Raw genomic sequence first — 12444 nt, forward strand, 5'->3', positions numbered from 1 at the left:
CGGCCGATCCCCGGCCACGCCGCCGCCTTGGAAGAAGCGTACGCATCCCAGGTGCCGAGTGCCGCCCACCGGAGCGATACGGGGCGAGATGTCCGGTATAAAGCCGTGAGGCAGGTAGGTTGGCCGACCATGGACGACCTCCGACGCCCGTTCCGCGCCCGCCCGCCGCAGCCCCGCACCGGCCGGGGCCGTACCCTCGCCTGTCTCCTGCTGGTGAGCGCGGCAGTCGCCGGGACGGGCGGATGCGGCGCCACTGCCACGACCGCCGCCCCCTCTTCCACCCCCTCCTCGGCCTCCGTCCCTTCCTCGGCCTCCGCGAAGGCGACCGACGCCGTCCCGTCGGCGACGGCGAGCGCCGGCGCCTCCTCCGGCCAGGCGCTCCCCGCCCCCGGCGCGCCGCTCCCGACCGACCCCGCCCGCCTGGCGACGGCCCTCCGCGACACGACCACGGCCCTGAACGCGGCCATCGACCGCTGGCGCCCCTCGACGGGCGCCCCGCCGCGGGACGTCGAACTTCTGGCCCTCTACCAGCAGCGCCTCTACCGGCACGCCGCCCGTCACCGCGCCCTGGCCGACCGCGCCTTCGCCCGCCTGCCCGCCGCACTCGCCGCCCAGGCCAAGGACAACGTCAGCGCCCTGCGCGAACTGCTCGCCCTGACCCGGCCCATCAAGCCGTCCGCCGTGTTCAAGGTCCAGGCGGCGCGCCCGGCCGCGGAACTGCTCGGCCACTTCAAGCGGGCCGAGCGCCGCTTCGGGGTGGAATGGGAGGTGCTGGCGTCGGTGATGTTCGTCGAGACCAAGTTCGGACGGGTCCGCGCCGACAGCCACGCCGGAGCCCAGGGCCCCATGCAGTTCATGCCGGCGACCTGGCGCGCGTACGGGCTGGGCGGCGACGTCCAGAACCCCCGCGACGCCGTCATGGGCGCGGCCAACTACCTCCACGCCAGCGGCGCGCCCCGCGACTACCGGCGGGCCCTGCACGCCTACAACCCGTCCCAGGCGTACGTGGACGCCGTCCTCCTGCACGCCCGGCAGATGCGCCGCGACCCGCGCGCGTACTACGCGTACTACAACTGGCAGGTCTTCGTCCTCACCACAGCAGGCGAACGCCGCCTGACCGGCCCGAAGTAACCTCGCCCCCGACCGCCTGCGCTACCGGACCGGGCTGCAGTCCGGCAAGGGGCGGGCGGTCCTGGCCTGGAGGCGGCGTTCCACCGCTCCCATGGCCTTCAGCAGCGGGAGGCGGACCAAGGTGTCACGGACGCATCGGCCGCCCTCGGTTCTCGGCACCATGAGCCGGACGTTCGGGCCGATCTGCTGCTTCCTGGCCACCAGCGGACGATGGACGGCCTCGTACCGCGCGAAGGCGACCCGGTGATCGCCACCGGCGGCGGCGAGCTCCCCCGCCAGCCGGTACGCCCCCACCAGGGCCAGCTCCGCGCCCGCCCCGGAAGCCGGAGAGGCGCACCAGGCGGCGTCGCCGACGAGCACGACGCGGCCCTTCGACCACGAGTCCATGTGCACCTGGCCCAGCGCGTCGAAGTAGAAGTCGGGGTCGGCCAGGGCCGAGTCGAGCAGCTCCCGGGTACGCCAGGACGTCTCGTCCCCGAACGTCCGGCTCACCAGCCGCTTGTGCTCGGCGACGTCCCGGTGGTCGTAGTCCAGCGGCGCCGAACGGAAGATGAAGTACGCCTTGGCCTGCGCGTGGTTGCCCGACCGGTAGACGCCGGCCATGCGGCCGGGCGTGTTGAACATCGTGACCCAGCGGTCCTCCCCGAGCGCGGCGTCGGCGTCGGCGAAGGCGAAGTAGTGGTCCTTGTGCCGGACGAACTCCGCCTCCGGCCCGAAGGCCAGCCGCCGCACGTGGGAGTGCATGCCGTCGGCGCCGACGACCAGGTCGAAGGTGCGGGCGGGCGCGTGTTCGAAGGCGACCCGCACCCCCTGTTCGTCCTGGTCCAGGCCGCTGATCGCGTCGCCGAACATGATCTCCACGTCGGTCGCCCCGCGCAGCAGGGCCACCAGGTCGCCGCGCATGATCTCCACCGAGCCGGGGTCGCGGGTGTCGACGCGGGCGACGGGCCGGCCGCCGGCGTCCACGAACTTCATGCCGTGCACGTCGGTGGCCAGCGCGCGCGCCTGCGGCATGATGCCCATCCGCTCGGCCACCTCGACGGCGTGGTCGCGCAGGTCCACACCGTTGCCGCCGGCGCGCATGCGCGGGGCGCGCTCGACGACGGTGGGCCGGAAGCCCAGCCGGGCCAGCCAGTGAGCCAGGGCCAGCCCGGCGATGCCGGCTCCGGAGATCAGGATGCGCTCGTTCACTGAAGCTCCTCAGGGTACAGTAACTGAAATAAGCGTTCCAGTTAACTATGTGGAATGAGCATTTCAGTTGTCAACACCCGCCGAACCCAAGCGCCGTGCCGACGCCGTGCGCAACCGCCGACTCGCCCTCGACGCCGCCATGACACTGCTGGCCGAACCCGGCGCGACGCTCACCGTCGAGGCCATCGCCAAGCAGGCGGGGCTGGGGGCCGCGACCGTCGTACGCGCCTTCGGCGGCAAGGACGCCCTGCTGGACGCCGCCGTCTCCCGCCTGCTCGAACCGGTCGTCCAGCGCGCCCGCGCCCTGCTCGCCGAGACCACGGCCCACCAGGCCCTGCAGACCTTCCTCCGTGAGCTGATCGCGTTCCAGACCGCCCACCACGCCGTCAACGACCAGCTGGACGGCCTGGACCTGCCGGCCACCACCGCCCTGCGCGCCGGGCTGGCCGCCGCCGTCGAGGAGATGATCGAGGGGGCGCGGCGCGAGGGCGCGATCCGCACCGACATCGAACCCGCCGTCGTCACGACGCTTCTCGGCCGGACCGCCCTGGCCGTCGCCCGCGCCCAGCCCCCTTCACAGGCCCTCGCCGACGCCTACCTCACCGTGCTGCTGGACGGCCTGCGCTCCACCAGGTGACCGCTCGGCCTGCCTGCCGCATCACTACTTGACGCAGTATTCGATCTTCGCGGCGGCCATCGTGATATTGACGACCCGCTTGCCCAGCCACTTGTCCTGGAAATCGCAGAAGTAATCCCAGGTGCCATCGCTGTAGTCGATGTAACCGGACCAGCCGCCGGGCTCCAGCTTGTAACCCTTGGAATTGAGCGAGTGGTCACCGCTGCAGTTGTTGCTCCAGCGGCCGATGGTGCCGTCCGACTTCCAGTACTTGTAGACCAGGTAGCTCGACTGGCACCAGGCCGACGCCGACGCGGCGGCCGGGCCGGGAGTGGCCACGATCGTCAGAGCCGCGCAGGTGGCGGCCGCCGCGGCGAGCAGTTTCCTCGTCCGCTGTCCCGTTCCGAACAATTCTCGTCCTCTCCGGCCGTGCGGAACCACGGCGACACGAATGTTCAGCGATTTCACCGGGCCCTGTTCGCCCCGATGACGGAGAGCCTGCCCCACTGGAAACCCGGCCCACAATGCCTTTTAGCCCAGGCTAAAAGGGCCGCCGCCTGCCCCCGGAGCCCCACTTGATTGGCGATTCATTGAATACGCCTTGACCCGGACCGAGATAAGCTTGAGCACCACCTCTGCGGACAAGAGCAGTGAGGGGGAATCGAAATGCCGAATCCCAGGACATTCCTCAACGCGATCGCCGCGGCATTCTTGGCATTCGCCGTTCAACCGCCCGCTCCCGCCGACGCGGACAGCAGTCGCGACCGAGGCCCCGACACCTGGATCACCAACCCGATCACCGGCGGACAGCTCTTCGTCGACATCCCCAACACCTGTCGCTACAACTTCGAGAACCCTGATTGTGTCCTCGGCTCACGCGTTCGGCTGGGCGCCCGGGTCGGCGGAAACTACCACTCCTTCTTCTTCGAGAGCCCGCCCGGCGGCGGCAGCGGTGACCTGATCAAATGGACCAACCTGAACGGCACGAAATGCCTCGACGTCGCCAACGACGGCAGGGGCAACGGCACACCCGTGGTCCTGTGGGGCTGCCACGGAGGCCCCAACCAGCAGTGGGTGACGCAGGCGTTCTACAAGGGCCCGCACAAGGGCTTCAAGATTCTGGTGAACGTCAGCAGCGGCAAGTGCCTCGACGTCGAGAACGGGGCCTACCCCGACTGGCCGCGCCCCGACGCCCCGCTCCAGATATGGGACTGCTTCCATCCCACCGACCTGCGAAAGGCGGCCAACCGCGTCAACCAGGTCTGGGAGTACCGGCGGAGGTGACACCAAGCCGCGGCCGGCCCCCCGCCGCCTGCCCCTGGTCGCGGCCCAGGTCGCAGCAGGACCCTAGAATCGGCGGTCGAACACTGATCCGGGAAGGGCTGGGGGCGGAGGGTGGAGCCGAGCGGTGCGCCGGCCGAGGCCGACTGGCGGTCGCATCGCTCCGCCGTGTTCGGGGCGGCCTACCGGATCCTCGGCAGCGTGGCCGAGGCCGAGGACGTGACGCAGGAGGTCTGGTTGCGTGCCGCCGCGGCCGACCTGTCCGGCGTGCGTGACCTGCGGGCCTGGCTGGTGACCGTGGCCGCCCGCGCGTCCTACAGCGTGCTCGGGTCGGCGCGGGTCCGGCGGGAGTCCTACGTCGGTCCCTGGCTCCCCGAACCGCTGCTGACCGTGCCCGACGCCGCCGCTCAGGTGCTCGTGGACGAGTCGGTGAGCACCGCGATGCTGGTGGTCATGGAGACGCTCACCCCGGCCGAGCGCGTCGCGCTGGTGCTGCACGACGTCTTCGACTTCCCGTTCGCCCGGATCGCCGAGGTGCTCGGCGGCACGCCCGCCGCGGGCCGCAAGCTCGCCTCCCGGGCGCGGGCGCGGGTCGCCGCGGTCAAGGAGCGGCCCAGGGCGTCAAGGGCCGAGACCGAACGCCTGCTCAGGGCGTTCAAGGCGGCCGCCGACGCGGGGAACATCGCTGAGCTGGTCGAGCTGCTGCACCCCGAGGCCGTCTACGTCGCCGACGGCGGCGGCAAGGTGACCGCCGCGCGCAGGCCGGTCCACGGCGCCGGGACGATCGCCCTGCTGGCGGTCCGGCAGATCGAGATCAGGCGTCCCGACGCGTTCCGGATCGTCGAGGTCAACGGGCAGCCGGCCCTGGCGACCTACCGCGGCGGCGAACTGGTCTGGCTCGACACCGTGGAGATCGCCGACGGACGGATCACGACGTTGCGCAGACTGGCCAATCCCGAGAAGTTTCCCCACATCGGTCACATCTGAGCCCGCTGTCCTGTCTCCCTGCCGCCCCCCGGATCACCAGGGGCGAGGCTGAGAGAGGACGACACAATGGCACACGTTGTGATCATCGGTGGCGGTTTCGCGGGCGTGTGGAGCGCGGCGGGCGCGGCCCTGGCACGCGAGCGGGCGGGCGGCGCCGCGGACCTGCGCATCACGCTCATCGCCCCGAACGAGCACCTGGTGCTGCGGCCACGCCTGTACGAGCCGGAGCCGGACCTGGCCAAGGTGGAGCTGCGCAGGATCCTCGGGCCGATCGGCGTCAGGCACCTGCGCGCCTCGGTGAGCACGATCGACACCGGCCGCCGCACGGTGGTGGCCGACGGCAGGGAGATCGGCTACGACCGCCTGGTGCTGGCGGCCGGCAGCCGGCTGGTACGGCCCCGCGACCTGCCCGGCGCGGAACGGCTCTTCGACATCGACACCCTTGACGGGGCCCGGCGGCTCACCGGCTTCCTGCGTGACCGGGAGGACTTCACGGCCGTGGTCGTCGGCGCCGGGTTCACCGGTCTGGAGGCCGCGACCGCGCTGGCCGTCCGGGGCCGGGTGCTGGTGGTGGACCGGTCGCCGGTGGTCGCGCACCAGCTCGGCCCCGGCCCGCGTCCGGAGATCGAGGCGGCACTGGACGAGCTGGGCGTCGAACGCCGTCTCGGGACGACGGTGACCGAGGTCGGCGCAGGGTACGCCGTCCTGTCCGACGGCACCGAGGTCGAGGCGGACGCGGTGGTCTGGTCGGTCGGCATGCGGGCCAGCGAACTCACCCGGCAGATCTCCGACGAGCTCGACCACCTCGGCCGGATCCCGGTGGACCGGTGGCTGCGCGCGCTCCCCGAGGTGTTCGCCGCCGGGGACACCGCGGCGGCGACCTTCGACGCCGAGCACCCGGTCATGCAGGCGTGCCAGCACGCCACCCCGCTCGGCAAGGTCGCCGGGTACAACGCGGCGGCCGACCTGCTCGGCGTGCCGCCGCGCGACTTCACCCCCGGCCCGTACGTCACCTGCCTGGACCTGGGCGACGCCGGCGGGATCTTCACCCGCGGCTGGGACCGCAGGGTGATGGCCTCGGGCGCCGCCGGCAAGGACATCAAGGTACGGATCAACCAGGCGATCCACCCGCCGGTCGACGACGCGGAGAAGATCCTCGCCGCCGCCGACCGCGTGCGCATCGAGCTGCCCTTCTTCCCGCGCGACGAGGAGATCGCCGGCTGACCCCCTGCCCTCCACCACGAGCGGCCGGGGTCGTCCTGCCGGGTGTCGGCGTCAACGGCCGCTCCGCGCGTTCGCCGGCCTGGCCGCCGAGTGGGCCGTACTGGACGACGTCGGGGCCATGTGGCCGAGCGTGAGGGGCGGCGGGGGCGGCAGGGGCTCGGCGTGGTCGGCGCGGAAGGACTGCAGCAGATACGCCACCAGCCGCCGCGACGCCGCCGCCGCCCCCTCCCCGGCGCCGGCGACGATGCCGCAGTTGGCCCTCAACAGCAGCGCCAGGTCCGCGGAGGCGAAATCGGCCCGCAGCCGCCCGGCGGCCTTGGCCCGCCGTACCACCTCCGCGAAGCCTCGCTCGGCCCGCTCCCGGGTGCGCTCGTAGTCGACCGCGTCGGGGAACGCGGTGAGGAAGGCGTCGGTGAACCCGCGGTCGGCGACCTGCATCGCGCACACCTTCTCGATCGCCCCGCAGAACCCGTGCCAGGGATCCGGGTCGGCCAGCGCCTCGTCCACGACCGACGCGCACGCCGCCAGCTCGTCCGCGAACACCTCGGTGATCAGGGACTCGCGTGACGGGAAACGCCGGTAGAGGGTGGCCACGCCGACCCCGGCGCGCCGCGCGATCGCCACCATCGGCACGTCCAGGCCGCGCCTGGCGAACGTCTCCCGCGCGGCCTCCAGGATGCGCGCCCGATTGTGCCGCGCGTCGGCCCGCATTTCCCTGGCGGGCGCCAACTGAGAGCGAGGAATGGGCATCTTTCTCACATTAGCCTAAATGGAGAGCCCCGTCCGTTTAGCGGGCTAGCGTCGTCCACATGGAGACGAACGAGATGCGCGCGGCCCTGTTCGACCGGTACGGACCGCCGGAGGTCCTGTACGTGGGCACGGTGCCGAAGCCGGTCCCCGCCCCCGGAGAGGTGCTGGTGCGGGTGCGCGCCGTCAGCGTGAACGGCGGCGAGGTGCACGGCCGGACGGGGCGGCTGCGCCTGGTGACCGGGCTGATGCAGCGGGGCTTCCCGAAACGGGTCGGGATCGACCTCACCGGCGAGATCGTCGCCCTGGGGGCCGGGGTGACCGGCCCCCGGGTCGGCGACCGGGTGTGGGGCACGCTGGGCCGCACGTTCGGAAGCGCCGCCGAGTACGTGGCGATCCACCCCCGCCGCCTGTCCCCGGCCCCGGCGTCCGTCGACCTGGTGGCGGCCGCGGCGCTTCCGGCGGGCACGACGGCCATCACGGCGCTGCGCGACCAGGCCCGGCTCAGGCCGGGCGACCGGCTGCTCGTCCGCGGCGGCAGCGGTGGGGTGGGCGCTGTCGCGGTGCAGCTCGGCAGGGTGCTCGGCGCCCACGTCACCGCCCTCGCCGGGGCACGCAACCTCGACCTCGTCCGCGACCTCGGCGCGCACGAGGCGTATGACTACGCCACCGTCGGCCCGGCGGATCTGGGCAGGTTCGACGTGATCCTGGACACTGCCGGCACCGAGCACGCCGCCTTCCGCCGCCTGCTGACACCGTCCGGCCGCATGATGGCGATCGCCTTCGATCCGCGCAGGATCGCGGGGTCCGTGGCGTACATCGCCGCCTCGGCCGTCCACGGCCGGCGGCGCGTGCGCTTCTTCAGCGGCAACCCCACCACCCGGCTCCTCACCGACCTCGCCCGGTACGTGGACGGCGGCGCCATCCGCCCGGTCGTGGACACGGTCTTCCCGCTCGACGACATCGCCGCGGCGCACCGGACGTTGGAGGCGGGCGGCGTACGCGGCAAGGTCGTCGTACGCATCACCTGAGAGCCGTACCGGCCCCTGCCTCTTCCAGAGCGCGGAAGGAGATCCGGGTCGCGGCCAGGTCGGGATCGCGGACGTGCTTCTTCGCCTCGGACTCCGGAACCACCCGTCGGTGCCGCACCTCGAACTCCGGCGCCCACTCCCCGAGCCGGACCTCCGCACGCCAGTAGGAGCGGACGAGGACCAGGCCGAGCTCGCGCCCGCGCACGCATTCGCTGCGGGCATACCCGAGCAGCCGGCTGCCGATGACCGTGACGCACGCTTCTTCGAGCATCTCCCGGCGCAGGGTCTCCTCGATCGTCTCCGTTCCTTCGGGCCGCCCGGCGGGGAAACCCCAGTGCTCACCATCATGGCTGATGAGGACCAGCTCATCGGCGGCCGTCACGCAGATGCCGGCGGCTCCGTGAGACCTGCCTTCCGGCGGGTCGTCGGCCGGGTGCCAGGACACCTGCCAGTCCTGGCCGTTCGAACGCACGGGCATCCGCTCCCCGTCACGGGCAGGGACGACAGCTGCCATAGGACTCTCCCCGGACACGTCTGATCGCTCCAGACATTCAAGACGACATGCGGGTCACTCGGCAGCCCGTTTTCCAGCGGCCTCCCGCCCGGTGACGCACACCACACGGGCACAGCGTCACAGGATCCCGGGGAGCGGAGTCTCCATGGACAACGCGGACACATCACCCGCCCAGCACGAAAGGAAACCCCACCCATGACCGAGTACACGTCACAGCCGAAGGTGGCCCTGATCACCGGCGCGAACAAGGGAATCGGCCGCGCGGTCGCCGAACTGCTGGCCGCGCAGAAGGTGACCGTCCTGGTCGGCGCCCGTGACGCGCGCCGCGGCGAGGAGACCGCGGCGGCGATCCGCGCCACGGGAGGCGACGCGCACGCGCTCGAACTGGACGTCACCGCTCCCTCCACCGCCCAGGCCGCCGCCTCCTGGATCGACGACCGCTTCGGCCGTCTGGACGTGCTGGTCAACAACGCCGGTATCACCGGATCGGGCCAGGCCGCGCCCCAGGACGCCCTCGACCGCGTCCCCAGCGCCGTGGACGTGGAGCTGGTCCGCGAGGTGTTCGAGACCAACGTCCTCGGAGTGATCAACGTGACCAACGCGGTGCTCCCGCTGCTGCGGCGATCCCCCGCCGCCCGGATCGTCAACCTCTCCAGCCACGCCGCTTCGCTGGCGCTGACCGCCGAGGTCGACGGGCCCTTGTCGGGGCTGCCGTCAGCGGCCTACTCGCCGTCCAAGGCCGCGCTGAACGCGCTGACCCTGCAGTACGCGAACGAGCTGCGCAAGGAGAACATCCTGGTCAACGCCGCCGCCCCTGGTTACGTCGACACCGACATCAACGGCCACAGCGGCTTCCTCACCCCGGCGCAGGGCGCGGCCGTGGTGGTGCGCCTGGCCACCCTCGGCCAGGACGGCCCGACCGGCGGATTCTTCAGCGAGGACGGCCCACTGCCCTGGTGACGATCCGGCAAGAGGATACGGCCGACGACCGTCCGAACTGGTCACAGCCGGGCGGTCGTCGCCATGGTGACAGCGGTCAGCGCGGCGAGCAGGGCCCAGGCGGGCGCGAAGCTGCCGGTCAGGTCCGTGAGCAGGCCGAGCACGGGCGGCGCCAGGACGACCGCCACCTGGTTGACGGCCATGGCCAGGCCGAGGGCGAATCCGGTGTGGTCCGGCGGCGCCGATTCGGCGGCGTAGGCGACCCAGGGGCCGTACCAGCCGATTCCGAAGAAACCGAGCCAGACGAACAGCAGGCAGGCCGCGACAGGGGATCGGCCGACGGGGGTGGCCAGCAGCGTCATCCCGATGATCACGGCGGCCAGGCAGGTCAGGACGCAGGCGTAGCGGCCGGACCTGTGCCGGTCGCTCCACGCCGCCAGGCAGACGCGGCCCAGCGCGCCCGCGCACTGGACCGCGACGTAGACCAGGGCCGCCGAGGCGGCGTCCATGGTCGTCACCTCGTGCAGGTACAGCACGGTGAGAACGCCCACGCCGCTGTGCACCGACACCATGCTCGTGCCGGACAGGACGATCTTCTTCAGGTACGGTTCGCGCAGCAGCTCCAGCCGCACGCGGGACGCGGCCGGCACCGGGCGCCGGTCCGGCGGGCGGCGGTGGAAGGCCATGAAGACGACGGCGCCCGACAATGCGACGAGCGCGCCGGCCACGAGCGTCGACCGCCAGCCGAAGCTCGACGCCAGCGCGGGAAGCGCGAACGCGGCGAGGACGCCGCCGAGCGGAAGCCCCGCCTGACGGATGCCCATGGCCAAGCCGCGCTCCGAAGCATCGAACCAGGACGCCACCGACTTACTGCCGCCCGGCTGAATGGCGCTGTACCCGGCACCGACGACCAGCAGGACGACGAGCAAGGAGACGTACCCCGGAGCCGCGCTGCCGGCGGCCAGCGCGGCGGCGACCACGAGAGCGCCGATCCCGACGACCCAGCGTTCGTCGTGGCGGTCCAGCAGCCGTCCCGCCACGATCAGCCCGGCCAGCGGAAGCAGCTGAGCCGCCGACTGCAGCAGGCCCAGCTGGGTCGTGTTCAGCCTCAGGTCCCGTTGCAGGTGGACGCTCATCGCGCCGATGCCCTGCACGAAGAACGCGGCCGCGGCCTGCGTGAAGGTCGCGACCCCCAGAATGATCCAGCGGTATCGCGACGTCCTCACGGCTTCCAGCACAACAGCGGGTCGGGGTGGTCGGCGAAGCCGAGTCGCCGGTAGAGCGGTTCCGCCTCGCGGGAGGCGGTGAGATCGACCCGTACGGCGTCGCGGTCGCGGAACCAGTCGAGCAGACCGAGCATGATCGCCCGGCTGTGCCCACGCCGCCGGTACGACGGGTCGGTGACCATGCCGATGACGTGGCCGATCCTCCCGTTGCGGGAGTGGGGGCCGGGGAACCACTGTTCGATCGTGCCGATGCCGCAGGCGGCCAGGCCGGTGTCGCCGTCCACGACCAGGATCCGGCAGTCGGGTTCGGCCAGCTTCTGCCTGAAGACCCGGGCGAGCGCGTCGCGCCAGTTGTCATCGGCGTCCGCGGGGTGGAAGAAGTCGCCGCCGAGGTCGTCGAAGAGCAGCGCCCTCAGGCGGACGAGTTCCGGAACATCCTGCTCCGTTGCTGTTCGCGTCATGACGTACAGGCTGATGTAATGACCTTGTGCACCTCAACCCTTACGGCGCGGACGTGGTGAACTTCGCCGCGGAACTGGCGAACCGCCCACCGGCGAGCGCCGAGGAACTCGCCCACCGCTGCCGCACGGCCGGTTTGGTGCTGGAGCGCCCGGTCGAACCGTCGGATCTCGACCAGACCCTCGCCGTCATCGCCGCCTGGACGAACGTCGTCGACGCCACGGGCGAGCGCGAGAAGGCCAAACTGGTCAACGAGATGCTGGCCCGGTCGGCCGCCTACCCCCGGCTGACCGACCACGCCCATGGCTGGCACCTGCACTATCGCGACGACCTGCAGCCGCTCGGCGCGGTGCTGTTCGCCCTCATCTCGGTCGGCACGGCGATGCACCTCGTCAGCCGGGGCATGGACCGGCTCGGGCGGTGTGCCGCCGCCGGTTGCGACACGATCTTCGCGGACACCTCACGCACGGCACGTCAGCGCTACTGCTCCCCCTCGTGCGCCAACAGAGACGCAGTACGCCGCCACCGCGCCCGTCACTCCACGCCTGCCGGCTGACTGCCCGGCAGGCGAGCGCAACCGCTGCTCCGGCGAGGGCCCCTCTTCCGCACGAGTGAGCCCCCACGACTGCCCCAGCCGGCTTGAGCCACTGGGGAGGCGGCGCCGAGCGCCCTCAGCCGCTCACCTCAACCGGCTGAACCTACACCGCCCCTCCTCACCGACCGGGATGCGGCGCAAGGCGGCCGAGTCGCGGGTCCTGGCGTTCGTTGCGAGGTCGTGGCGCGCTCAGCGCCCTGCTGGCGCAGGTCTTCGACCGCCACCCTGATGAGCCCCTCCTCTCGGCCGCCGACCTCCTGAACTCTGACGAACCCCAAAAAGTCAGTCATCTGACTAACTAGAGGGAGTCCGACCATGCTAGGTTCTCATTAGTCAGTCAGCCAACTAACTGTCGGAACGAGGTATTCATCGTGATCGTCATCACCGGAGCCACCGGAAATGTCGGCCGCCCGCTGGTCCGCATCCTCGCGGAGCAGGGCCATGAGGTGACCGCCGTCTCCCGCCGCATCACCAAGGGCGACGTGCCGCCCGGCGTCCGCGCG

The 12444-nt window shown here is 71.8% G+C and carries 15 protein-coding genes; 9 read left to right on the forward strand and 6 right to left on the reverse strand.

The features are described from left to right. Positions 1 to 129 precede the first annotated feature (129 nt). A complete protein-coding gene (locus ACWCSD_RS13760; RefSeq protein WP_449914882.1) occupies positions 130 to 1131 on the forward strand; it encodes a lytic murein transglycosylase in 1002 nt (333 codons plus the stop codon). A 21-nt stretch (positions 1132 to 1152) separates the two neighbouring features. On the opposite strand, the gene ACWCSD_RS13765 is transcribed toward ACWCSD_RS13760, so the two are convergent. Beyond that, a complete protein-coding gene (locus tag ACWCSD_RS13765) occupies positions 1153 to 2322 on the reverse strand; it encodes an FAD-dependent monooxygenase (protein WP_449914885.1) in 1170 nt (389 codons plus the stop codon). Positions 2323 to 2389: 67 nt separating this feature from the next. Here ACWCSD_RS13765 and ACWCSD_RS13770 point away from each other — a divergent pair, with 67 nt between their 5' ends. Further along, positions 2390 to 2959, forward strand: a complete 570-nt coding sequence (locus ACWCSD_RS13770) for a TetR/AcrR family transcriptional regulator (protein ID WP_449914888.1) — start codon at positions 2390 to 2392, stop codon at positions 2957 to 2959. A gap of 24 nt (positions 2960 to 2983) precedes the next feature. Here the strand turns inward: ACWCSD_RS13770 and ACWCSD_RS13775 are convergent, their stop codons facing one another. Further along, positions 2984 to 3406 carry a hypothetical protein gene (locus ACWCSD_RS13775; protein WP_397161528.1) on the reverse strand — a complete coding sequence of 141 codons (423 nt, stop codon included), beginning with the start codon at positions 3404 to 3406 and terminating at the stop codon, positions 2984 to 2986. A gap of 243 nt (positions 3407 to 3649) precedes the next feature. On the opposite strand from ACWCSD_RS13775, the gene ACWCSD_RS13780 reads away from it, so the two are divergent. The 3 genes from ACWCSD_RS13780 to ACWCSD_RS13790 all read left to right on the forward strand — a co-directional run bounded on the left by ACWCSD_RS13780 (position 3650) and on the right by ACWCSD_RS13790 (position 6430). Beyond that, positions 3650 to 4222, forward strand: coding sequence for an RICIN domain-containing protein (locus tag ACWCSD_RS13780; protein WP_397161529.1), 573 nt, complete (start codon positions 3650 to 3652; stop codon positions 4220 to 4222). 111 nt (positions 4223 to 4333) lie between these two features. Continuing rightward, entirely contained in the window at positions 4334 to 5206 is an 873-nt protein-coding gene (gene sigJ, locus ACWCSD_RS13785; RefSeq protein WP_397161530.1) for an RNA polymerase sigma factor SigJ, read from the forward strand. 66 nt (positions 5207 to 5272) lie between these two features. After that, the gene (locus tag ACWCSD_RS13790) at positions 5273 to 6430 is read left to right on the forward strand and encodes an NAD(P)/FAD-dependent oxidoreductase (RefSeq protein WP_449914893.1); all 1158 of its coding nucleotides are present in this window, start codon (positions 5273 to 5275) and stop codon (positions 6428 to 6430) included. Between the two features lie 51 nt (positions 6431 to 6481). On the opposite strand, the gene ACWCSD_RS13795 is transcribed toward ACWCSD_RS13790, so the two are convergent. Next, positions 6482 to 7141, reverse strand: coding sequence for a TetR/AcrR family transcriptional regulator (locus tag ACWCSD_RS13795; protein WP_449914896.1), 660 nt, complete (start codon positions 7139 to 7141; stop codon positions 6482 to 6484). A gap of 98 nt (positions 7142 to 7239) precedes the next feature. Between ACWCSD_RS13795 and ACWCSD_RS13800 the strand changes: the two genes are divergently transcribed. After that, positions 7240 to 8208: an NAD(P)-dependent alcohol dehydrogenase gene (locus ACWCSD_RS13800; protein WP_449914899.1), complete on the forward strand. Its 969-nt coding sequence runs from the start codon at positions 7240 to 7242 to the stop codon at positions 8206 to 8208. On the opposite strand, the gene ACWCSD_RS13805 is transcribed toward ACWCSD_RS13800, so the two are convergent. Next, positions 8201 to 8686 carry an NUDIX hydrolase gene (locus ACWCSD_RS13805; RefSeq protein WP_449914902.1) on the reverse strand — a complete coding sequence of 162 codons (486 nt, stop codon included), beginning with the start codon at positions 8684 to 8686 and terminating at the stop codon, positions 8201 to 8203. The genes ACWCSD_RS13800 and ACWCSD_RS13805 overlap by 8 nt on opposite strands. A 231-nt stretch (positions 8687 to 8917) precedes the next feature. Here ACWCSD_RS13805 and ACWCSD_RS13810 point away from each other — a divergent pair, with 231 nt between their 5' ends. Beyond that, positions 8918 to 9682, forward strand: a complete 765-nt coding sequence (locus tag ACWCSD_RS13810; RefSeq protein ID WP_449914905.1) for an SDR family oxidoreductase — start codon at positions 8918 to 8920, stop codon at positions 9680 to 9682. Between the two features lie 41 nt (positions 9683 to 9723). Here the strand turns inward: ACWCSD_RS13810 and ACWCSD_RS13815 are convergent, their stop codons facing one another. Next, positions 9724 to 10887 (reverse strand): MFS transporter, encoded by a 1164-nt coding sequence (locus ACWCSD_RS13815; RefSeq protein WP_449914908.1) that lies wholly within the window; start codon positions 10885 to 10887, stop codon positions 9724 to 9726. Continuing rightward, positions 10884 to 11348 (reverse strand): GNAT family N-acetyltransferase, encoded by a 465-nt coding sequence (locus ACWCSD_RS13820; protein WP_449914911.1) that lies wholly within the window; start codon positions 11346 to 11348, stop codon positions 10884 to 10886. Before ACWCSD_RS13820 ends, ACWCSD_RS13815 begins: the two co-directional genes overlap by 4 nt. Positions 11349 to 11374: 26 nt before the next feature. Here ACWCSD_RS13820 and ACWCSD_RS13825 point away from each other — a divergent pair, with 26 nt between their 5' ends. Both ACWCSD_RS13825 and ACWCSD_RS13830 read left to right on the forward strand, forming a co-directional pair. Further along, positions 11375 to 11902 (forward strand): CGNR zinc finger domain-containing protein, encoded by a 528-nt coding sequence (locus ACWCSD_RS13825; protein WP_358301036.1) that lies wholly within the window; start codon positions 11375 to 11377, stop codon positions 11900 to 11902. A 410-nt stretch (positions 11903 to 12312) separates the two neighbouring features. Continuing rightward, positions 12313 to 12444, forward strand: a 132-nt coding sequence (locus ACWCSD_RS13830; RefSeq protein WP_449914916.1) for an NAD-dependent epimerase/dehydratase family protein, incomplete at its 3' end; no start/stop codon positions are given.

It is taken from the genome of Nonomuraea sp. NPDC001684, assembly GCF_053596515.1.

What these genes read in the sequence shown, in the direction of transcription:
- ACWCSD_RS13760 (WP_449914882.1), top strand. Translation starts at nt 130, where the DNA reads ATGGACGACCTCCGACGCCCGTTCCGCGCCCGCCCGCCGCAGCCCCGC.
- ACWCSD_RS13790 (WP_449914893.1), top strand. Translation starts at nt 5,273, where the DNA reads ATGGCACACGTTGTGATCATCGGTGGCGGTTTCGCGGGCGTGTGGAGC.
- ACWCSD_RS13795 (WP_449914896.1), bottom strand. Translation starts at nt 7,141, where the DNA reads ATGCGGGCCGACGCGCGGCACAATCGGGCGCGCATCCTGGAGGCCGCG.
- ACWCSD_RS13800 (WP_449914899.1), top strand. Translation starts at nt 7,240, where the DNA reads ATGGAGACGAACGAGATGCGCGCGGCCCTGTTCGACCGGTACGGACCG.
- ACWCSD_RS13805 (WP_449914902.1), bottom strand. Translation starts at nt 8,686, where the DNA reads ATGCCCGTGCGTTCGAACGGCCAGGACTGGCAGGTGTCCTGGCACCCG.
- ACWCSD_RS13810 (WP_449914905.1), top strand. Translation starts at nt 8,918, where the DNA reads ATGACCGAGTACACGTCACAGCCGAAGGTGGCCCTGATCACCGGCGCG.
- ACWCSD_RS13820 (WP_449914911.1), bottom strand. Translation starts at nt 11,348, where the DNA reads ATGACGCGAACAGCAACGGAGCAGGATGTTCCGGAACTCGTCCGCCTG.